Source organism: Pedococcus badiiscoriae (genome assembly GCF_013408925.1).
Lineage (GTDB): Bacteria > Actinomycetota > Actinomycetes > Actinomycetales > Dermatophilaceae > Pedococcus > Pedococcus badiiscoriae.
The window spans coordinates 864,546-884,980 of record NZ_JACCAB010000001.1 but is presented as its reverse complement, the minus strand read 5'-3'; the positions used below and the strand labels follow the sequence as shown (position 1 = coordinate 884,980).

Genomic DNA, 20,435 nt, shown 5'->3' with positions numbered 1-20,435 from the left:
ATGGGCGCGCGCACCCTGGCCGAGGCAGCCGTCGGCGACACCATCGGACCGCGGACCCTCACGGTCACCCGAGAGGCCCTGGTCGCCTACGCCGCCGCCTCGGGCGACCAGAACCCGATCCACCAGGACGAGGCCTTCGCCCGCTCCGTGGGTCTGCCCGACGTCATCGCCCACGGCATGTGGACCATGGGGGCCGTCGGCTCCGTCGTCGAGGAGTGGGCCGGTGACGGTGGCCGGGTCATCGAGTTCGGCACCCGGTTCACCAAGCCCGTCGTCGTCCCGTCCAGCGGTGGCGAGGTCGAGGTGAGCGGGGTCGTGAAGACCGTCGACGAGGACACTCGCCGGGCCTCCGTCGAGCTGACCGCCACGAGCGAGGGCGTCAAGGTGCTCGGCCGGTGCATCGCCGTCGTCCAGCTCGACTGACCGGCCCTCCATGCACGACGAGCACGACGTCCCCCTGGCGTCGCTGACGACCATGCGGGTCGGCGGCCCTGCTGCCCGGCTCGTCACCGCGCAGACCATCGACGAGGTGGTCGACGCCGTCCGCGAGGTCGACGACGCCGACGAACCGCTGCTGGTGATCGGCGGCGGCTCCAACCTGGTCGTCGCCGACGCCGGTTTCGGCGGCAGCGTGGTCCGGCTGGCCACCGACGGGGTCACCGTCGAGTCCGCCGACCTGTGCGGCGGGGTGATGGTGCGCGTCGCGGCCGGCCTCGTGTGGGACGACTTCGTCGCACGCGCCGTGGCCGAGGGCTGGTCGGGCGTGGAGGCCCTCTCGGGGATCCCCGGGTCGAGCGGTGCCACGCCTGTCCAGAACGTCGGCGCCTACGGACAGGAGGTGGCGCAGACCATCGCCTCGGTCCGCGTGTGGGACCGCGCGCAGCAACAGGTCCGGACCCTCGCGGCGGCCGACTGCGCCTTCACCTACCGCCACTCCGCCTTCAAGGCCACGTCGCGGTACGTCGTGCTCGACGTGCTCTTCCAGCTCGTCCCCAGCGAGCTCAGCCAGCCCGTCGGGTATGCCGACCTGGCCCGTCAGCTGGACGTCTCACCGGGGGAGCGCGTCCCGCTGGCGGACGCGCGCGAGGCCGTCCTGGCGCAACGGCGCCTGCGGGGGATGGTCCTGGACGCGGACGACCACGACACCTGGTCCTGCGGCTCCTTCTTCACCAACCCCGTCCTGTCGCAGCGGCGGTTCGCGGCCCTGGAGTCCCGGGCGCGGACCCGGCTCGGCCCGGATGCCTCGACCCCGCCGAGGTTCGCCGACCCGGACGGCAACATCAAGACGAGCGCAGCCTGGCTGATCGACAGGGCCGGGTTCGCGAAGGGCTTCGCCTTGCCCGGCAGCCGGGCCGCCCTGTCGACCAAGCACACCCTGGCCATCACCAACCGTGGTGACGCCACGGCATCCGAGGTCGCCGAGCTCGCGCGGCACCTCCAGCAGGGCGTTCATGACGCGTTCGGCGTCACCCTCGTCAACGAGCCGGTCTTCATCGGTCACGAGCTGTAGGAGTCGCGAGCCAGGCGTCGATGTCCTCCAGGGCTGCCTTCTGCAGCTCTGCGGGCGCCCGCGACGCCGTCACCGAGCCCCGGGCCAGCTCCGCGAGCTCATCGTCGGAGAAGCCGAGAGCGGTGCGCGCCAGCTCGTACTGGTCGGCGAGCCGCGAACCGAACAGCAGCGGGTCGTCCGCCCCCAGGGCCACCGGTATGCCGTGCTCCAGGATCGTGCGCAACGGCACCTGCTGCGGGCTGTCGTAGACCCCGAGCGCGAGGTTGCTCCGGGGACAGACCTCCAGGGCGACGCCGGACTCGGCCACCAGCTCGAGCACCCGGGGGTCCTCCACGCTGCGGACGCCGTGGCCGATCCGGTCAGGGCGGATGGCCTCGAGCGTCTCCTCGACCGCCGCCGGGCCGAGGAGCTCGCCCGCGTGCGGCACGAGGGCGAGCCCGGCGCGTCGCGCGATCTCGAAGGCGGGCGCGAAGTCCGACGTCTGCCCGCGACGCTCGTCGTTGCTGATCCCGAACCCGACGACGGTGCCCGATCCTTCGCCCGCGTGGCGCGCGGCGAGCCTGGCGAGGGTCCTCGCGTCCAGGGGGTGGCGCACCCGACTGGCTGCCACCACGACCGCCACCTGGGTCGGCTCCTCGCGGGAGACGGCCGCTGCCTCGTCCAGGACGATCTCCAGTGCGGGCGAGATGCCACCGACGGACGGGGCGTAGGAGGTCGGGTCGACCTGGAGCTCCAGCCAGCGGGACCCCTCGGCCGCGTCGTCCTGGGCCGCCTCGCGCACGATTCGGCGCAGGTCGGACTCGTCGCGCACGCAGCCCCGAGCCGCGTCGTACAGTCGCTGGAACCGGAACCAGCCCCGCTCGTCGCGACCGCTGAGCACCGGCGGGTAGCCCGTCGTCAGGGCTTCGGGGAGGCGGCTGCCGTACTTCTGCGCCAGGTCCCGTACGGTCCCCACGCGCATCGAGCCGGTGAAGTGCAGGTGCAGGTGCGCCTTCGGGAGGGCGGTCACCAGACGCATGCGGAGCAGTCTGGCAGGGCTAGTCCTCCACGACGTGCATGGCTGCCTCTTCCGGGCTCAGCGGGTCGCCGCTGGGAGCGGACTCGTAGCCGAGGAGCTCGCTGTCCACGTCCGGCCGGTCGCCCTCGTCAGGGTCGGTGAGCTGGCCGACCCCCGCGGCCCCGACTCCGTCGTCGCCCAGGAAGTCGTCCTCCGCCGCGATCGCGTCCGGGTCCGAACCGCCCACGCGGACCTCCGGGTCCAGGCCGCCCTCGTTGTCGGGGGCACCGTAGGCCGAGTCCGGGTCGGGGACCTCCTGCCTGATGCGCTGTTCGATGGTCTCCTCCTGGCCCTGCTCGAACGCCGTCGTGCCCCACTCGGTGGCGCGCGGCTGCAGGTCCGGTGGTGACGACGGTTCGTTGTCGCCCTCGCTCGAGTCGAGCAGCTGGTCCTGCCCACTGCCCGCGTCCACCCCGTCGTCGAGGCTGACGCTGCCCAGGTCGTCCTCGAAGCTCTCCGTGCCCGGTTGATCGCTCATCCCCCCACCCTGCGCGACGTGCGGCGTCGTCGCAAGGTGACTCGGCGGCATACCGCTCAGACCCAGGCCTCAGGTGGTGGCGAGCAGCTTCTCGCTGGTCGCCAGCAGGACGCAGGTGGCCACGGCCTCCATCGCCTCGCTCACCTGCTCCAGTGGGGGGAAGGTGGGGGCGAGGCGGATGTTGCGGTCGCGCGGGTCGTCGCCGTGCGGGAAGGACGCCCCGGCAGGCGTCAGCGCGATCCCGGCCTCCTTCGCCAGCTGCACGACGCGCGCCGCGGTGCCGTCCAGGACGTCGAGGCTGACGAAGTAGCCGCCCCGAGGCCTCGTCCAGGTGGCCACGCCGAGGCCGGAGAGCCGTTCGGTGAGGATGCGCTCGACCTCGGCAAACTTCGGGGCGATGACCAGGCGGTGCTTGGCCATGTGGTCCCGCACCCCCTGGGGGGAGCCGAAGAACTGGGCGTGGCGCAGCTGGTTGACCTTGTCCGGGCCGATGGACCCCTTGCCCAGGTGGCCCGTGTACCACCGGACGTTCTCCACCGAGGCCGCGAGGAAGCCCACGCCCGCACCCGCGAAGGTGATCTTGGAGGTCGAGGCGAACATGATCGGCCGGTGCGGGTGCCCCGCGGCGGCCGCGAGGCTGAGGATGTCGGCACTCTTGGCCTCGTCCTCGGTGAGGTGGTGGAACGCGTAGGCGTTGTCCCACAGGATCTTGAAGTCGGGCGCCGCGGTCTCCATCGCTGCGAGCCGCGCGGCGATCTCCTGGGTGACGACCGACCCGGTGGGGTTGGCATAGGTCGGGACCAGCCACATGCCCTTGACGCTCGCGTCCCGGCCGGCCAGCTCGGCCACCGCCTCGACGTCGGGGCCGTCGTCGTTCATCGGCACGGTCACCATCTCGATGCCGAACCACTCGAGCAGGGTGAAGTGCCGGTCGTAGCCCGGAACGGGGCAGATGAAGGTGACCTTCTCCTCCTGGCTCCACGGGCGCTCGCTGTCGACCGCGCCGTGCAGCCACAGGTCGACCAGCACGTCGCGCATCATCGTCAGGCTCGAGCTGCCACCGGCCACGACCTGCTCCGGCTCGACCCAGAGCAGCTCCGCGAACATCTCGCGCAGCTCCTTGATCCCCTCGAGGCCGCCGTAGTTGCGGGTGTCGACCCCGCTGGCGTCCTTGACGCCGTGGGGCAGCTCGAGCAGGCCCGCAGCGAGGTCGAGCTGGGCTGCCGCCGGCTTGCCGCGGGTGAGGTCGAGCGCCAGGCCCCGACCCTTGAGCGCGGCATACGCCCGCTCCTGCTCGGCGGCGAAGGCCTCGAGCTCCGGGGCGGAGCGCTCGGCGAGGGGAGTGCGGGCGGTGGTCGTCTGCTCGGTCACGACGTCCATGCTCCCAGAGCCGCTCGCGGCGGTGCAGTCGCCGTCCGAGCCCCGGTCACGAGGCGGCGAGTTCGCGTTCGGCAGCAGGCCTCACGTATGCTTTCTGCTCGGTTGACTTTGGCCATGCTTCTGGCGTGCCCGCGAACAGGTCAGGTCGGCCTCCCGGAACCCATCGCCCCCGCGACGAGTTCCGTAGGGCAGTGGCTCAATTGGTAGAGCTCCGGTCTCCAAAACCGGCGGTTGGGGGTTCGAGTCCCTCCTGCCCTGCGTAGCAGGACCTGTGACCGGACCCGGTCACGGCATACATGAGTGAAAGCAGAGGCATCGTGACGGACGTGAGCGCGGACACCCGCGGCTCTGGTCGCACCGGCCGCAAGAGGGACGACGGAGGCAACCCGATTTCGCGGTTCTTCCGCTCGATGAACCTCTTCGTCAGCCAGATCCTCGACGAGCTTCGCAAGGTCGTCCGGCCGACGCGGTCCGAGCTGGTCAACTACACGATCGTCGTGATCGTGTTCGTGACCTTCGTGATGGCGCTGGTCTCGTCCGTGGACTTCGGCTTCACGAAGCTCGTGCTGTGGGTCTTCGGCGGCTGACGCCGCCCTGCCGCAGTCATCCTGCACTCACCCCGGGTTCGCCCGGCGAATACCAGAAGGAAGTAGGTCATCAGCGTGTCCGACCAGTGGACCACCGACAAGGCCGAGCCCGAGACCGACCAGGTCGCGGCTGACGGTGCTGCCTCAGAGGACACCGCCAGCCCCGTCGAGGCCGACAGCCAGGCCGACGTCGAGCGCGACGAGACCGACGAGACCGACGAGGTCGAGCGTGACGAGACCGACGAGGCCGACGCCGGGGCCCACCAGCCCCAGGTCTCGACCCTGACCTTCTCCGGTGACGCAGCCTCCGATGAGGAGGACGCAGACGACGCAGGCACCGAGGCCGGGGACACCGCCGAGGAGTCCGCGGTCGACGCTGCCCCCGCCGATCCCGTGCAGGAGTTCAAGGACGCCCTCGCCGCCAAGTTCGGCGACTGGTACGTCGTGCACTCCTACGCCGGATACGAGAACCGCGTGAAGGCCAACCTCGAGAACCGCACCACCTCCCTCAACATGGAGGACTTCATCTTCGAGGCCGAGGTGCCCATGGAAGAGGTCACCGAGATCAAGAACGGCCAGAAGAAGCTGGTCCGTCGCGTCCGGATGCCCGGATACGTGCTGGTCCGGATGGACCTCACCGACGAGTCGTGGGGCGCCGTGCGCCACACCCCCGGGGTCACCGGGTTCGTCGGGAACGCCCACCAGCCCGTGCCGTTGAGCCTCGACGAGGTCTTCACCATGCTGGCCCCGGCCGACCTGGAGAGCCCCGCGACCGCCGGTGCGACCGGTGGTGGCGCGGGCAAGGCCAAGGAGGTCGCCGTCGTCGACTTCGAGGTCGGCGAGTCCGTCACCGTCATGGAGGGGCCCTTCGAGACCCTTCCGGCCACGATCTCCGAGATCAACCCCGACACCCAGAAGCTCAAGGTGCTCGTCTCCATCTTCGGCCGGGAGACCCCGGTCGAGCTGTCGTTCAACCAGGTCGCCAAGATCTGAGCGCACGGCAGCACCTGTTCCCGGCATCCCGGGAGCATGCAACCGGGTCATCGCCCACGGCGTAGGCCCACCACAACAGAAGGAACACAGCAATGCCTCCCAAGAGCAAGAAGATCTCCGGCTTCATCAAGCTGCAGATCCAGGCCGGCGCGGCCACGCCCGCCCCGCCCGTGGGCCCGGCCCTCGGTCAGCACGGCGTCAACATCATGGAGTTCGTCAAGGCGTACAACGCTGCGACGGAGGCCCAGCGCGGCAACGTCATCCCCGTGGAGATCACGGTCTACGAAGACCGTTCCTTCACCTTCATCACCAAGACGCCGCCGGCCGCCGAGCTGATCAAGAAGGCTGCCGGGGTGCCCAAGGGCTCCGGTGAGCCGCACAAGACCAAGGTCGCCAAGCTGTCGGCCGACCAGGTCCGGGCCATCGCCGAGCAGAAGATGGAAGACCTGAACGCGCACGACATCGACCAGGCGATGAAGATCATCGCCGGCACCGCCCGCTCGATGGGCATCGACACCACCCTCTGACGAGGGTTCCCGGTATGCCGCCCACGCGGCATACCGGGGCACGTGGCAGGACCGCGCTGGTCCGACTGACCACAACTCCACCGCACCACCATTCGAAACAGGAGCAGAAATGAAGCGCAGCAAGGCTTACCGCGAGGCGGCCGAGAAGGTCGACCACTCCAAGATCTACGCACCCCTCGAGGCCGTCCGCCTCGCCAAGTCGTCGGCCAAGGCCAAGTACGACGAGACCGTCGAGGTCGCCATGCGCCTCGGCGTCGACCCCCGCAAGGCCGACCAGATGGTCCGTGGCACCGTCAACCTGCCGCACGGCACGGGCAAGACCGCCCGCGTCCTCGTGTTCGCCAACGGTGACAAGGCCGAGGCCGCCCGTGAGGCCGGCGCCGACTACGTCGGTTCCGACGAGCTGCTCGAGAAGGTCGCCGGCGGCTGGCTGGACTTCGACTCGGTCGTCGCGACGCCGGACATGATGGGCAAGGTCGGTCGTCTCGGCAAGGTCCTGGGCCCGCGTGGTCTCATGCCCAACCCGAAGACCGGCACCGTCACCATGGACACGGCCAAGGCCGTGACCGACATCAAGGGCGGCAAGATCGAGTTCCGCGTCGACAAGCACGCGAACCTCCACTTCATCATCGGCAAGGCGTCCTTCGACGAGAAGTCGCTCGTGGAGAACTACGCCACCGCGCTCGAGGAGATCCTTCGTCTGAAGCCGTCCTCCTCCAAGGGCCGCTACATCGAGAAGGCGACGATGTCGACCACGATGGGCCCCGGCATCCCGCTGGACTACACCCGCACCCGCAACCTGCTGGTCGAGGACGAGGCCACCGCCTGAGTCCCCGCACCACCCGCGAGAGCCCGTCACCCCTGCGGTGGCGGGCTCTCGCGTTCCACCGATTTGGTCCGTGGCCGAGCCACCCGTACTCTGGACCCTGACCAAAGACCGCTCGGTTGTCGCGTGCCACCGCAAGAGGCAGCACGTGACCGAAGGTTCCACTGTGGTGGACGTCCAGCGCAGGCCACGATTCACCCGCAGAGACGGCTCTCCGAGCCCGTTCCGCGTGCGAGCCCCGTGCCCTGTGCACGGGGCTTCTTCCATGTGGGGCCCTCACCTCCGGCCGGTCGACCACACGGAAGGGAGGCCCCATGGCCAAGGCTGACAAGGCTGCCGCCATCGCCGAGCTGTCGGACAAGTTCCGCAACTCCGGCGCGGCCGTGCTGACCGAGTACCGCGGGCTTTCGGTGAAGCAGATCACCACGCTCCGCAACTCGCTGCGCGGGAACGCCACCTTCGCCGTCGTGAAGAACACGCTCACCGAGCTTGCTGCGAAGGACGCCGGAGTCACGGCGTTCGACGGCCAGCTCGTCGGACCGTCCGCCATCGCATTCGTCGATGGTGACCCGGTCGAGGCCGCCAAGGGCCTGCGTGACTTCGCCAAGGCGAACCCCCTCCTCGTGATCAAGGGCGGCGTCCTCGACGGCAAGGCCCTGACTCCCGCGGAGATCACGAAGCTCGCGGACCTCGAGTCCCGCGAGGTTCTCCTGGCCAAGCTGGCCGGTGCCCTTCAGGCGTCGCTCAGCCAGGCTGTCTACCTCTTCGCCGCACCGCTGTCGCAGACCGCTCGGGTCGTCGACGCGCTGCGTGCCAAGGTCGAGGCCGAGGGACCGGTGGCAGCCGCCGCCGCCCCCGCTGCCGAGGCCGAGGCTCCCGCAGTTGAGGCTCCCGCAGTTGACGCTCCCGCAGTTGACGCTGTTGAGGAGACCCCCGCCGAGGCCCCTGTGGCCGAGGCAACCGCAGACGTCGCCGAGGGTGGCGACGAGAGCTGACCCCGCTGGCGGTCGCCGCACGGCTACCCCACGCAGGGCCCAGCTCGCCCACCAAACCGCCACTCACGGCATACGAAGAAATAGAAAGGACGCCCATCATGGCGAAGCTCTCCACCGACGAGCTCCTTGAGGCTTTCAAGGAAATGACCCTCATCGAGCTCTCTGAGTTCGTGAAGCAGTTCGAGGACACCTTCAACGTCACCGCTGCTGCCCCCGTGGCCGTTGCCGCGGCCGGCGCCCCGGCCGGCGGCGACACTGCTGCTGCCGAGGAGCAGGACGAGTTCGACGTCGTCCTCGAGTCCGCTGGTGACAAGAAGATCCAGGTCATCAAGGAGGTCCGCGCGCTGACCTCCCTCGGCCTCAAGGAGGCCAAGGACCTCGTTGACGGCGCCCCCAAGCCCGTCCTCGAGAAGGTCGACAAGGCTGCGGCCGACAAGGCCAAGGAGGCCCTCGAGGCCGCCGGGGCCACCGTCACCCTCAAGTGATCTGAGCTCCCTCCGGGGAGCACCAGCACTGCTCGCCAAGCGGGTCCGACCTCCGGGTCGGGCCCGCTTCGCGTATGCCGGCGGCGTGTTTCTCTGCCATCGGGGATGCCGTGGGGCTTACTGGCCCGTAACCTCAGGGCCACGCGGTCGTTGAACCGATACGAGCCGGGGCCCTCGCGGGCAAGCGATTTTTCACGACGAGGTGAACTGTGGGCGTTGAGATCAAGGTCGAGGGTCTGACCAAGCGATTCGGGTCGCAGGTGATCTGGAACGACGTCTCACTGACCCTTCCCGCTGGGGAGATCTCCGTAATGCTGGGGCCGTCGGGCACCGGCAAGTCCGTGTTCCTCAAGACGCTCGTCGGTCTGCTCAAGCCGGACGCTGGCGCCATCTGGATCCAGGACCGCGACCTGACGCAGCTGCGCGAACACGACCTCTACGAGGTGCGCAAGCTGTTCGGGGTGCTGTTCCAGGACGGCGCGCTGTTCGGCTCGATGAACCTCTACGACAACGTCGCCTTCCCGCTGCGCGAGCACACCAAGAAGTCAGAGTCGGACATCCGCAAGATCGTCCTCGAGAAGATGGACCTGGTCGGCCTCACCGGCGCGGAGTCCAAGCTGCCCGGCGAGATCTCCGGTGGCATGCGCAAGAGAGCCGGTCTGGCCAGGGCGCTCGTCCTCGACCCCGAGATCCTGCTGATCGACGAGCCGGACTCAGGGCTGGACCCGGTCCGCACGTCCTACATCAACCAGCTGTTCATCGACCTCAACGCGCAGATCGACGCGACGTTCCTCATCGTCACGCACGACATCAACTCCACCCGCACCGTGCCCGACAACATCGGGCTGCTCTACCACCGGCACCTGGCGATGTTCGGCCCGCGCGAGATGCTGCTGAGCTCGGAGGAGCCGGTCGTGCGCCAGTTCCTCAACGCCCAGACCATCGGCCCGATCGGCATGTCCGAGGAGAAGGACGCCGACGAGCTCGCCTCCGAGCGTGGCCAGGAGCTGCCGCCCCTGCCGCCCATCCCGCTCCAGCTCGGCACGAGCGACGGCACGCCCCGGCGCGGCGAGCGTCCGCCGGGGGAGTGGTGCCGCGCGAACGGCATCACGCCACCTCCCGGGTCCTTCCAGTCCCACAACGCCGGAGTTCCCGGGGTGCGCCCCACGGAGCCGGTCCAGCCCACCGAGGCAGCGATCTCGTGAACAACCCAGCCATCGGTGCGCTGCGGCAGAGCGGGTCGCTCTTCGCGCTGGTCCTGGATGTCATCCGGTCCCTGCCGAAGCGGCCGTTCCAGACCAAGGAGTTCATCCAGCAGTGCTGGTTCATCGCCTCGGTGACCATCGTGCCGACCGCCTTGGTCTCCATCCCCTTCGGCGCGGTCATCGCCCTGCAGCTCGGCACCCTGACCCGGCAGCTCGGCGCGCAGTCCTTCACCGGTGCCGCCTCGGTCCTGGCCGTCATCCGTGAGGCGTCGCCCATCGTCACCGCCCTGCTGATCGCCGGCGCGGGCGGGTCGGCGATCTGCGCAGACCTCGGCTCGCGCAAGATCCGCGAGGAGATCGACGCGATGGAGGTGCTGGGGATCAGCCCCATCCAGCGCCTCGTCGTGCCCCGGGTGCTCGCCGCGATGGTCGTGGCCCTGCTGCTCAACGGCCTGGTGTCCGTCGTCGGCGTCGCGGGTGGCTACTTCTTCAACGTCATCATCCAGGGCGGCACGCCCGGGGCCTACATCGCGTCGTTCACCGCCCTGGCCCAGCTGGCCGACCTGTGGACCAGCGAGATCAAGGCGCTGATCTTCGGCTTCATCGCCGCGGTCGTCGCGTCCTACAAGGGCCTCACCGCCGGCGGCGGTCCCAAGGGCGTCGGGGATGCCGTGAACCAGAGCGTGGTCATCACCTTCATGTTCCTGTTCGTGGTGAACTTCGTCGCCAGCGCCGTGTACTTCCAAGTCGTCCCCCAGAAGATCTGAGGAGGTGTCCTGACATGAGCAAGGTCCTCGACCTCGCCGGCCGCCCCGTGGAGGCGCTCGACAGCCTGGGTGAGCAGATGCGCTTCTACGTGCGCTCGCTCGCCTGGAGCCCGCGCACCCTGCGTCGCTACAAGAAGGAGGTCATGCGGCTGCTCGCCGAGGTCTCCCTCGGGTCAGGGGCGTTGTCCGTCATCGGCGGCACCGTCGGCGTGATCGCCTTCCTGGCGTTCTTCACCGGCAGCCAGGTCGGGCTGCAGGGCTACTCCTCGCTCAACCAGCTCGGGACGGGCGCCTTCACCGGCTTCGTCTCGGCCTACCTCAACACCCGTGAGATCGCACCCCTGGTCGCCGGCCTGGCCCTCGCGGCCACGGTCGGGTGTGGCTTCACCGCCCAGCTCGGCGCGATGCGCATCTCCGAGGAGGTCGACGCCCTCGAGGTGATGGGCATCCCCTCGCTGCCCTTCCTCGTGACCACCCGGATGATCGCGGGCTTCGTGGCAGTCGTCCCGCTGTACGTGCTCGGCCTGCTGTCGTCCTACGGTGCGACCCGGTTCATCGTCGTGCACTACTTCGGGCAGTCAGCCGGCACCTACGACCACTACTTCCACCTGTTCCTGCCGCCGATCGACGTCCTGTACTCGTTCCTCAAGGTGATGGTGTTCGCGGTCGTGATCATCCTCATCCACTGCTACTACGGCTACAACGCCTCGGGTGGTCCGGCCGGGGTCGGCGTGGCCGTCGGCAAGGCCGTGCGGACCTCCATCGTCGCCATCAACATCGTGGACTTCTTCTTCTCGCTGGCGGTGTGGGGCGCCACGACCACCGTACGGATCGCGGGATGACGCATGGCTGAGTCCTCCACTGGTGTCATGTCGCGACTGGGCAACCGTGCCTACGGCGTGGGCTTCATCGTGGTCGTCGGGCTGCTCGTCGCCCTGTCGGTGGCCGCCTTCCAGAAGCGGTTCACGCCCGTGGTGATGGTCAACCTGATGACCGACCGCATCGGGTCGCAGATGCAGACGTCCTCGGACGTCAAGATCCGCGGGCTGATCGTGGGGGAGGTGCGGTCGATCGAGACGACAGGCAAGGGGGCGGTCCTCAAGCTCGCCCTGAAGCCCGAGATGGTCGACCTGATCCCCGCCGACGTGTCGGCGCGGTTGCTGCCCAAGACCCTGTTCGGTGAGCGGTTCGTGGACCTCGTCGCGCCGACGAACGGTGCTGTGGGACGACACATCGCCCAGGGCGACACGATCGGCCAGGACCGCACGTCGGTGGCGATCGAGCTCGAGAAGGTGTTCGACGACCTGCTGCCGCTGTTGCGCACCGTGCAGCCCGAGAAGCTGTCGGCGACCCTCAACGCCCTCGCCTCCGCGCTGGACGGTCGAGGCACCCGGCTGGGCCAGAACCTGGTCCTGGTCGACAACTACTTCAAGCAGATCAACCCCAAGCTCCCCGTGATCAAGGCGGACATCAGCGGGCTGGCCGACCTGGCCAGCGAGTATGCCGTGGTGGCGCCGAACCTCGTGCGCGCCGCGACCGCCCTGATCACCACGAGCACCACGATCGTCCAGAAGAAGGACCAGCTGGCAGGCTTCCTGGCGGGGACGGCGGGCTTCGCGAACACGACGGCCGACTTCCTGGACGCCAATGGCGGGCGGATCATCCAGGTGGGCCGGGTGCAGCGGCCGACGGTCGAGGTGCTCGCCAGGTACTCCTCGGAGTACCCCTGCGTCGCCACTGCGATGGTCAACTGGCTCCCGCGGATCGACGGAGCCTGGCGCAACAAGATGTTCCACATCACCGTCGAGGTCACCCAGCAGCGGCCGGGCTACAAGCCCGGCGAAGAGCCCCGGTGGGGCGAGACCCGTGGCCCGAGCTGTCAGGGCCTGCCCAACCGGGTGGGCACCCAGGAGCACCCGTGGCGCGGCAACGCGTTCAACGACGGCACCAACCACTCCGGTTCGGGAGCGGCCGGTAGCGCGCTCCCCTCGATGTTCTCCGGCGCCTCCGGGCAGGGCATCGCGCAGGCCGACGCGGGCCTTGCCGGCACTGAGCAGGAGCAGGGCGTCATCGCGGCGCTGCTGTCACGGGACGGTCAGCCGTCGGCCATCACGACGCTCCTGATGGGGCCGATGCTGCGCGGAACGGTGGTGAGCCAGCAGTGAGCACCCGATCCAGCCTGGTGAAGTTCCTCATTTTTGTGGCGGCGACCCTGCTCGCCACCGGCACCCTCGCCGCGACCATCGCGAACACCCAGTTCGGCGACAAGGCGACCTACCGTGCCGTGTTCACCGACGTCACCGGCCTCGCGCCCGGCCAGGAGGTCCGGATCGCCGGAGTCCGGGTCGGTGACGTGGGGTCCATCAAGGTCGCCCCGGACCACGTGCACGCCCTCGTCGAGTTCGCCGTGCTGAGGACCAGCGTCCTCACCCAGGGGACCCAGGCCACCATCAAGTACCGCAACCTCGTCGGTGAGCGCTACATCGCCCTCACCCAGGGGGTCGGTGACGCGGCCCCGCTCAAGGACGGCGCCACCCTCGGTCTGGACCACACGCAGTCGGCCCTCGACCTGACCGTCCTGTTCAACGGGTTCAAGCCGCTGTTCGCGGCGCTGTCGCCCAAGGACGTCAACGAGCTGTCGGCCAACATCATCAGTGTCCTGCAGGGCGAGGGTGGCAACATCAACTCGCTGCTGTCCAAGACGGCGTCGCTGACCTCGACCCTGGCGGACCGCGACGCGGTCATCGGACGGACGATCACCAACCTCAACGCGGTGCTCGGCACCGTGGATGCCCACGACGCTTCCCTCAAGCAGCTCATCGACCAGCTCCAGCGGTTCATCTCGGGCCTGGCCGCGGACCGCACGACGATCGGCGCCTCGTTGACCAACATCAACTCCCTGACCGCCCAGACGGCCGACCTGCTGCAGCTCACCCGCCCCTCCATCAAGGCGGACATCGCCAACCTGCGGGCGCTCACCACGAACCTCAACACGCCGTCGAACACGGCCGTGTTCGAGAAGTTCATCTCGAACTCGCCCGGCAAGATCAACACGATCACGCGGACCGCGACCTACGGCTCCTGGTTCAACTTCTACATGTGCAGCTTCGCCGGGACGATCGTCGTGCCGGCGCCGGCCAAGGGCGCTCCCGCCATCAAGATCCCGGTCAGCAAGCCGGCTGGGCTCTCCGCCGCGAGGTGCTCATGAGCATCCCGTTCCGCGAGCGCAACCCCGTCCCGATCGGCGCCGCCGGTCTGGCGTCCATCGGGCTGGTGCTGTACCTCGCCTTCAACATCCAGAGCATCCCGTTCATCGGGGGCGGCAACCACTACCGGGCCGCCTTCACCGAGGCCGGTGGCCTCATCAAGGGCGATGACGTGCGCATCGCCGGGGTGAAGGTCGGCAAGGTGGAGAACGTGGACCTCGCGGGCAGCCACGTCGAGGTGGACTTCAAGGTCACCGAACCGGCAGCCTTCGGCGACCGGACGGGTGCCAGCATCCGGATGAAGACGTTGCTGGGCGCGAAGTACCTCGCCCTGGAGCCGGCTGGTGGCGGCCAGCTCAAGCAGGACAGCGAGATCCCGCTGGATCGGACCGTCTCGTCCTACGACATCGTCAACGCCTTCAGCGACCTCGCGACCACGTCCGAGGAGATCAACACCGACCAGCTCGCCACGTCGCTGACCACGCTCGCGACCGAGTTCAGGGACAGCCCGCCCGACGTCAAGGCCGCGCTGGACGGACTCAGCCGGCTGTCCACCACGATCGCCTCGCGCGACGGCGAGCTCAAGCGGCTCCTGGCCTCGGCCAACAACGTGTCCGGGACGGTGGCCCAGCGCAACAAGGCCGTGGAGTCGATCATCAAGGACTCCGACCTCCTCCTCGTCGAGCTCAACGCCCGTCGCGAGGCCATCCACACGCTGTTCACCAACACCTCCGCGATGGCGCAGCAGCTCACCGGGCTGGTCCGCGACAACCGCTCCCAGCTCAAGCCCGCGCTCGACCAGCTCACCAAGGTCCTCGCGGTGCTGGAGAAGCACGAGAAGGACCTCGGGGACACCATCACCGCGATGGGCCCGTTCACCCGCCTGTTCGCGAACGTCCTGGGCAACGGCCGCTGGTTCGACACGTACATCCAGAACCTCACGACCCCTGTCTCTGCGGGAGGCCACTGATGAAGCGCCTGAGCGGCCTGCGGCTGCCCTCGCTGCCGACCGCGCCCCGACTGGGCCTCATTCCCAGGATCGTCGCCGCGCTCGTCGTGGTGGCCCTGGTGGCCGGCGCCTACGCATTCTGGCCACGCCAGGACACCGTCCACGTGACCGGTGAGTTCAGCCGGGCGGTGGGCCTGTTCCCCGGGTCGGACGTGCGCATCCTGGGTGTCCAGGTCGGCAGGGTCACGCAGGTGACTCCCCGGGGCGACAAGGTCGAGGTCGCGTTCGAGTTCGACCGCAAGTACAAGGTGCCCGCGGACGCCAAGGCGGCCGTCGTGGCCCCCTCCCTGGTGAGCGACCGCTACGTCCAGCTGCTCCCGGCATACACCGCGGGACCGGTCATGCAGGACAACGCCAGGATCGGCCTGGACCGCACGGCGGTCCCGGTCGAGCTGGACCGCATCTCCACGAGCCTGAACGACCTGCTCGTGGCCCTCGGCCCCACGGGTGCCAACAAGCACGGCGCCTTCGCCGACGTGCTCCACACGGGCGCCGCGAACCTCGGTGGCCAGGGCCAGAAGCTGCACGACACCAACCGCGACCTCAGCCTCGCGCTCGCGACGCTCTCCGGCGGCCGCGACGACCTGTTCGGCACCGTGAAGAACCTGCAGACCTTCACGACCATGCTCGCCACCAACGACAGCCAGGTGCGGCGCCTCAACGGCGACCTGGCCAGCGTGTCGCAGCAGCTCGAGGGCGAGCGCGGCGACCTTGCCGCAGCCCTCGCGAACCTCGCGGTCGCGTTGAGCGAGGTCAGCACGTTCGTCCGCGACAACCGCGCCGGCCTCACCACCAACCTCAGGCAGCTCGCCTCGGTCACCGGCACGGTGGCCCGGCAGCGCGACGCGCTGGCCGAGGCGCTCACCAACGCCCCGGTCGCGGTCAGCAACCTGCAGAACGCCTACAACCACACCACGGGCACCCTGGACACCCGCGCCAACATCAACGAGAACCTGACCCTGCAGAACATGCTCTGCTCGCTCATCGTGCAGGGCGGTCAGCCGGAGTCCTTGTGCAAGACCGTCAGCGGGGCGCTCAAGCCGATCGCGTCCCTGCTCAACCAGCTCCAAGGACTCGGTGTGAAGCTGCCCCTCAACCTGTTGTCCGCACTGCCGCAGTCGCAGGCCACCTCGGTCGGCCAGTCCGGCCAGTCCGGCCAGTCCGACCCCGGCGTGGTCATGGGCGGCGCCGACCCGACCCTGGGCGGCCTGCTGGGAGGGTCCCGATGAACCTCCGGCCAGCACCGAAGCGTATGCCGCGTGCCCGCCAGGCCCTGTCCGGCCTGGTGGTGGGTGCGGTGCTCCTCGGCGTGAGCGGCTGTCAGGGCGCCTTCGACCTGCCGCTGCCCGGCGGGGCGGCCAACAGCGGCGACATCATCCGGGTGACGGCGGAGTTCGCCGACGTCCTCGACCTCGTCCCGCAGTCGGCGGTCAAGGTCGACCAGGTGACGGTGGGTTCGGTCGAGAAGATCGAGCTCAACGGGTGGACGGCCCGGGTGACGCTGCGCCTGCCCAAGAGCGTCAAGCTGCCTGACAACGCCGTCGCGGAGCTCAAGCAGACCTCCCTGCTGGGTGAGAAGTACGTCGAGCTGGCCGCCCCGACCACCACGGCACCCCAGGGCCGGCTGGGCGACGGCGACAACATCCCCCTCGCCCACACCGGTCGCAACCCGGAGGTCGAGGAGGTGCTCAGCGCGATGTCGCTCCTGCTCAACGGTGGCGGGGTGGCCCAGCTGAAGATCATCGAGACCGAGCTGAACAATGCGGCCCGGGGAAACCAGTCGCAGATCAGGGACGTCATCACCCAGCTCAACACCTTCATCGGCGGGCTGGACAGCCAGAAGTCCGAGATCGTCCGCGCCATCGAGAACATCGACACGCTCGCCGCCAAGCTGGCAGCCCAGAAGGAGAACATCGGCAAGGCCCTCGATGCCCTGCCCGGTGGTCTCAAGGTGCTCGCCGACCAGCGCCAGCAGCTGGTCCAGATGCTCCAGGCGCTCAGCCGCCTCGGGGCCGTCGGCACCCAGGTCATCCAGCAGAGCAAGGCGGACACGGCGGCCAACCTCAGGGCTCTCACGCCGATCCTCGGGGAGCTCACCAAGGCCGGGGACAACCTGCCCAAGTCCCTGCAGCTGCTGCTGACCTATCCCTTCTCCGACTCGACCATCGGCGCCATGAAGGGCGACTACACCAACATGTCGGCCACCCTGGACCTCAACCTGGCGAACCTCGCCGGGAACATGGGGCTTCCGACCGGGCCGCCCACGGGCGTCCCGACGGGCCTTCCGACGATTCCCGGCCTGCCGATCCCGACGCCCTCGGTCAGCGTCCCGAGCCTGCCGATCACCCCCAGCCACAGCTCCACCTCGGGCAACTGCGTGCCCGGCATCATCTGCGTGGGCGCTCCGCCACCGTCGAGCTCGTCGGGGTCCTCGTCGTCGGACGAGTCGTGGCGCTCGCTCTACGGAGGTGCCGCATGATCCGCCGGACGGTCAAGATCCAGCTCGTCGCGTTCCTGCTGCTCACCCTCGTCACCGTCTCGGTCCTGTCCGCCCGGTACGTCGGTCTGTACGACCAGGTGGCCGGTGGGCAGTACCACGTCGCGGCAGACTTCGAGCAGTCCGGCGGGATCTTCGTCGGCTCCGAGGTCACCTACCGTGGCGTCACGGTGGGCCGGGTCGACGACCTGAAGCTGTCCAAGGACGGCGTGCTCGTCGACGCGAAGATCCAACGGGGAGTAGTGATCCCGAAGGACACCAAGGTCGTCGTGGAGAACCGCTCCGCCGTCGGTGAGCAGTACCTCGACTTCCAGCCGCGCAGTGACGGCGGTCCGTCCCTGAAGAACGGCGACACGATCGCCCGCAAGGACACGGCCTACCCGCTGCGCGTCGACACGCTCCTGCTGAACCTCGACCAGACGGTCAACTCGGTGAACAAGCAGGACCTGCGCACCGTGGTCGACGAGCTCGGCACGGGGTTCGCCGACGGGGGACAGGACCTCCAGCGGCTGATCGACAGCGGTGACAAGCTGACCAGGTCGGCCACCGAGGCGCTGCCCCAGACGATCAAGCTCATCGACGACGGCCGCATCGTCCTCGACACCCAGCGCGACACCGCCGGGAACGTCAAGGTCTTCGCCAAGAACTTCGCCGACCTGTCCGAGACCCTGAAGTCCTCGGACGGGGACCTGCGCCTGATCCTGGACCGTGGCGTCGTGGCCAGCAAGGAGCTGGAGACCCTGATCAGGGACAACCGGGGCAACCTGGCGGCGCTGCTGGCCAACCTGATCACGGTCGGCCAGGTGACCACGGCCCGGGTCGACGGGATCCGGCAGCTCCTGGTGACCTATCCCGATGTCGTGGCCGGCGGCTACACGGTCGTCCCCGGCGACGGCACGGCCCACTTCGGGCTGGCGCTGGCGCACGACCCGCCGGTCTGCACGCAGGGTTACCAGGGCACCCCCCGCCGCTCGCCGAACCAGACCAGCGACATCAAGGCGAACACCTCCGCCCGCTGCACGGCCCCCCGCGGCTCGGCCACGAGCGTGCGCGGGGCCCAGAACGCCCCCGGCCCGCAGTCGAGCACGAACTCGACCGTCCCGTTCGCGTTCGGTGACCAACCCGTATCCCCCGGCATGGCAGCATCGTTGGGCATGACGACGCCACAGGTATCGGTGCCACTTCCCCCGTCCACAGGTGAGGGCAGCGACGCCTCGTGGTTGTGGATCATGAAGGAGGCTGCTCGATGAGCACCATCACCACCCCCGCCGGGAAGGCGGTGGAGGCGGACGACCGGGTGTCGCCCCCCGACACCCTCGCCGCCGACGCGAGCGACCAGACTGGCGACCACCCCCATGCCGACCGGGCCAGGGCACTGCGCGTGACCCCGACCCTGGTGTGGGTCGTGGTGGCCATCGCGCTGGTCGCCAGCCTCGCCCTGGGCGCGACCCGCGGTCGCGAGTGGTATGCCGCGCGGCAGACCGAGGCGGCGAACGCGGCCGCCGTGGCGGCTGCCAAGCAGCTCGCCATCAACTTCGTCACCGTCGACTACACGAAGGTCGATGCGGACATCGCCAGGGTGAAGGCCGGCGCGACGGGGGACTTCCTCAAGAGCTACTCGAGCTCCGCGAGCGAGCTCACCAAGGTCCTCGTCGCCAACCAGACGGTCTCCTCGGTGCAGCGCACCGAGGCGGCGCTGGTCTCCGGTGACCAGGACTCCGCCATCGCGCTCGTCGGCGTCGTCGCGCCGACGAAGAACACCGCCGTCCCGAACGGCGAGATCAAGACCTACCGGATGCGGCTCGACCTGCGACTGGTCGGCGACGAGTGGAAGGTGGAGAACCTTGAGTTCGTCGGTTGAGACCAGGGCCAAGGCCCGTCCCCGGGTGGCCGGAGAACGGTCCCGCGCACGAGCCCCGCAACAGCCGCAGCCCGTCGACCCGAGCCCCAGCACCCCGGAGGCGGGGGAGCGGCCCGGCCGCCAGCGGAGCTGGCCGCGGCTGCCCAAGCTGCCCACCCGGCATACCTCGTCGTCCACCGCAGCGCCGTCCGAGCGGGCGACCACCGTGGTCGACGGCGGCCGCCGGCGGTGGGTGGCCCCGCTCGTCGCGCTGGTCGCGGCGCTCGCGGTCCTCGGGACGGTGCTGGGCGTCAGCCTGCGCGACTCCAGCGCCCAGGCGGACGCCAACCGGGCTGCCGCCAACCAGGCTCGCACCTCGATCGAGCAGATGCTGAGCTACAACTACAAGACCATCGATGCCCAGGCCGCGCAGATCGAGGGCCTGCTCACCGGGTCGTTCAAGGGTGAGTTCACGTCCGCGATGGACAAGGACATCAAGCCGCTCGCGGTCAAGAACCAGACGGTGGTCCAGGCCAGGGTGTCCGACATCGGCGTGATGAGCTCCTCGCCGACGACCGTCAGGGTGCTGGCGTTCGTCAACCAGGCCCGCGTCGGCAGCGACCAGAAGGCCCCCGTCGTGGACCAGAACAGGGTCATCGCGACGATGACCAAGGTCGGCGACCGCTGGCTGATCAGCAAGGTCCAGGCCTTCTAGCACCGGCCCCCACCTGCGGCGATGCGTCCCCACTCGGGTGCATCGCCGCAGGTCGTTCGGCGCCACACGGGGCGAATGTCTTGACGTGGGGGGTTTCGCGCGTCATCCTCGTCTGCGTCGGATCAGCCCGTGGCTTGTGGCCCGGGCAGGACCCCCGTCGACAGTCGTGGCGCGAGCCCGCTGGACACGGTTGGACGAGGCTGCCCACTTTGTGTATGCTCTTCCTTTGCGCTGCCCTCTTTCTTGATCCCGCCTCAGACCCCAGCCCTTCGTCGTGCCCTGCGGCACGAATTCGCGGCACAGTCTCCTGCGTGGTCATCCCGGCGGTCGGCGCTGCACCGGTTTCGAACCATCAGAT

Annotated in this window: 22 protein-coding genes and 1 tRNA gene; 20 read left to right on the top strand and 3 right to left on the bottom strand. The window is 69.2% G+C overall.

What is annotated here, in order from left to right:
* Entirely contained in the window at positions 1–423 is a 423-nt protein-coding gene (locus BJ986_RS04240; RefSeq protein WP_179420865.1) for a MaoC family dehydratase, read from the top strand.
* 10 nt (positions 424–433) lie between these two features.
* Positions 434–1,510: a UDP-N-acetylmuramate dehydrogenase gene (locus BJ986_RS04235; protein WP_179420864.1), complete on the top strand. Its 1,077-nt coding sequence runs from the start codon at positions 434–436 to the stop codon at positions 1,508–1,510.
* Here the strand turns inward: BJ986_RS04235 and BJ986_RS04230 are convergent.
* From BJ986_RS04230 to BJ986_RS04220, 3 genes are all read right to left on the bottom strand, one after another.
* Complete coding sequence (locus tag BJ986_RS04230; protein ID WP_179420863.1) at positions 1,491–2,528, bottom strand: adenosine deaminase; 1,038 nt, start codon at positions 2,526–2,528, stop codon at positions 1,491–1,493. The genes BJ986_RS04235 and BJ986_RS04230 overlap by 20 nt on opposite strands.
* Before the next feature lie 19 nt (positions 2,529–2,547).
* Positions 2,548–3,045, bottom strand: coding sequence for a DUF5709 domain-containing protein (locus tag BJ986_RS04225; RefSeq protein WP_238338050.1), 498 nt, complete (start codon positions 3,043–3,045; stop codon positions 2,548–2,550).
* A gap of 69 nt (positions 3,046–3,114) precedes the next feature.
* Positions 3,115–4,416, bottom strand: coding sequence for an aspartate aminotransferase type Ic (locus tag BJ986_RS04220; protein WP_337794819.1), 1,302 nt, complete (start codon positions 4,414–4,416; stop codon positions 3,115–3,117).
* 194 nt (positions 4,417–4,610) lie between these two features.
* On the opposite strand from BJ986_RS04220, the gene BJ986_RS04215 reads away from it, so the two are divergent.
* The 18 genes from BJ986_RS04215 to BJ986_RS04130 all read left to right on the top strand — a co-directional run bounded on the left by BJ986_RS04215 (position 4,611) and on the right by BJ986_RS04130 (position 20,077).
* Positions 4,611–4,683 (top strand) — tRNA-Trp (locus tag BJ986_RS04215).
* Between the two features lie 59 nt (positions 4,684–4,742).
* Positions 4,743–5,012 (top strand): preprotein translocase subunit SecE, encoded by a 270-nt coding sequence (gene secE, locus BJ986_RS04210; protein ID WP_337794817.1) that lies wholly within the window; start codon positions 4,743–4,745, stop codon positions 5,010–5,012.
* Positions 5,013–5,087: 75 nt separating this feature from the next.
* The gene (gene nusG, locus BJ986_RS04205; protein WP_179420860.1) at positions 5,088–6,005 is read left to right on the top strand and encodes a transcription termination/antitermination protein NusG; all 918 of its coding nucleotides are present in this window, start codon (positions 5,088–5,090) and stop codon (positions 6,003–6,005) included.
* Between the two features lie 92 nt (positions 6,006–6,097).
* Complete coding sequence (gene rplK, locus BJ986_RS04200) at positions 6,098–6,532, top strand: 50S ribosomal protein L11 (protein ID WP_179420859.1); 435 nt, start codon at positions 6,098–6,100, stop codon at positions 6,530–6,532.
* A 109-nt stretch (positions 6,533–6,641) separates the two neighbouring features.
* Positions 6,642–7,361 (top strand): 50S ribosomal protein L1, encoded by a 720-nt coding sequence (gene rplA / locus BJ986_RS04195; RefSeq protein ID WP_179420858.1) that lies wholly within the window; start codon positions 6,642–6,644, stop codon positions 7,359–7,361.
* A gap of 311 nt (positions 7,362–7,672) precedes the next feature.
* On the top strand, positions 7,673–8,353 hold the full coding sequence (gene rplJ, locus BJ986_RS04190) for a 50S ribosomal protein L10 (RefSeq protein WP_179420857.1): 681 nt from the start codon (positions 7,673–7,675) through the stop codon (positions 8,351–8,353).
* 98 nt (positions 8,354–8,451) lie between these two features.
* On the top strand, positions 8,452–8,838 hold the full coding sequence (gene rplL / locus BJ986_RS04185; protein ID WP_179420856.1) for a 50S ribosomal protein L7/L12: 387 nt from the start codon (positions 8,452–8,454) through the stop codon (positions 8,836–8,838).
* Positions 8,839–9,047: 209 nt separating this feature from the next.
* Entirely contained in the window at positions 9,048–10,043 is a 996-nt protein-coding gene (locus tag BJ986_RS04180; protein ID WP_179420855.1) for an ATP-binding cassette domain-containing protein, read from the top strand.
* The gene (locus BJ986_RS04175) at positions 10,040–10,810 is read left to right on the top strand and encodes an ABC transporter permease (RefSeq protein ID WP_179420854.1); all 771 of its coding nucleotides are present in this window, start codon (positions 10,040–10,042) and stop codon (positions 10,808–10,810) included. Before BJ986_RS04180 ends, BJ986_RS04175 begins: the two co-directional genes overlap by 4 nt.
* Positions 10,811–10,824: 14 nt before the next feature.
* Positions 10,825–11,652 carry an MlaE family ABC transporter permease gene (locus tag BJ986_RS04170; RefSeq protein ID WP_179420853.1) on the top strand — a complete coding sequence of 276 codons (828 nt, stop codon included), beginning with the start codon at positions 10,825–10,827 and terminating at the stop codon, positions 11,650–11,652.
* A 3-nt stretch (positions 11,653–11,655) separates the two neighbouring features.
* Positions 11,656–12,975 (top strand): MCE family protein, encoded by a 1,320-nt coding sequence (locus BJ986_RS04165; protein WP_179420852.1) that lies wholly within the window; start codon positions 11,656–11,658, stop codon positions 12,973–12,975.
* Positions 12,972–14,018, top strand: a complete 1,047-nt coding sequence (locus tag BJ986_RS04160) for an MCE family protein (protein ID WP_179420851.1) — start codon at positions 12,972–12,974, stop codon at positions 14,016–14,018. The genes BJ986_RS04165 and BJ986_RS04160 overlap by 4 nt, the downstream gene beginning before the upstream one ends.
* Positions 14,015–14,986 carry an MCE family protein gene (locus BJ986_RS04155; protein WP_179420850.1) on the top strand — a complete coding sequence of 324 codons (972 nt, stop codon included), beginning with the start codon at positions 14,015–14,017 and terminating at the stop codon, positions 14,984–14,986. The genes BJ986_RS04160 and BJ986_RS04155 overlap by 4 nt, the downstream gene beginning before the upstream one ends.
* On the top strand, positions 14,986–16,254 hold the full coding sequence (locus BJ986_RS04150) for an MCE family protein (RefSeq protein ID WP_179420849.1): 1,269 nt from the start codon (positions 14,986–14,988) through the stop codon (positions 16,252–16,254). Before BJ986_RS04155 ends, BJ986_RS04150 begins: the two co-directional genes overlap by 1 nt.
* Positions 16,251–17,504 carry an MCE family protein gene (locus BJ986_RS04145; protein ID WP_238338049.1) on the top strand — a complete coding sequence of 418 codons (1,254 nt, stop codon included), beginning with the start codon at positions 16,251–16,253 and terminating at the stop codon, positions 17,502–17,504. Before BJ986_RS04150 ends, BJ986_RS04145 begins: the two co-directional genes overlap by 4 nt.
* Complete coding sequence (locus BJ986_RS04140) at positions 17,501–18,772, top strand: MCE family protein (protein ID WP_179420848.1); 1,272 nt, start codon at positions 17,501–17,503, stop codon at positions 18,770–18,772. The genes BJ986_RS04145 and BJ986_RS04140 overlap by 4 nt, the downstream gene beginning before the upstream one ends.
* Positions 18,769–19,383 carry a hypothetical protein gene (locus tag BJ986_RS04135; protein ID WP_238338048.1) on the top strand — a complete coding sequence of 205 codons (615 nt, stop codon included), beginning with the start codon at positions 18,769–18,771 and terminating at the stop codon, positions 19,381–19,383. The genes BJ986_RS04140 and BJ986_RS04135 overlap by 4 nt, the downstream gene beginning before the upstream one ends.
* Positions 19,367–20,077, top strand: a complete 711-nt coding sequence (locus BJ986_RS04130) for a hypothetical protein (RefSeq protein WP_179420847.1) — start codon at positions 19,367–19,369, stop codon at positions 20,075–20,077. Before BJ986_RS04135 ends, BJ986_RS04130 begins: the two co-directional genes overlap by 17 nt.
* Positions 20,078–20,435 lie beyond the last annotated feature (358 nt).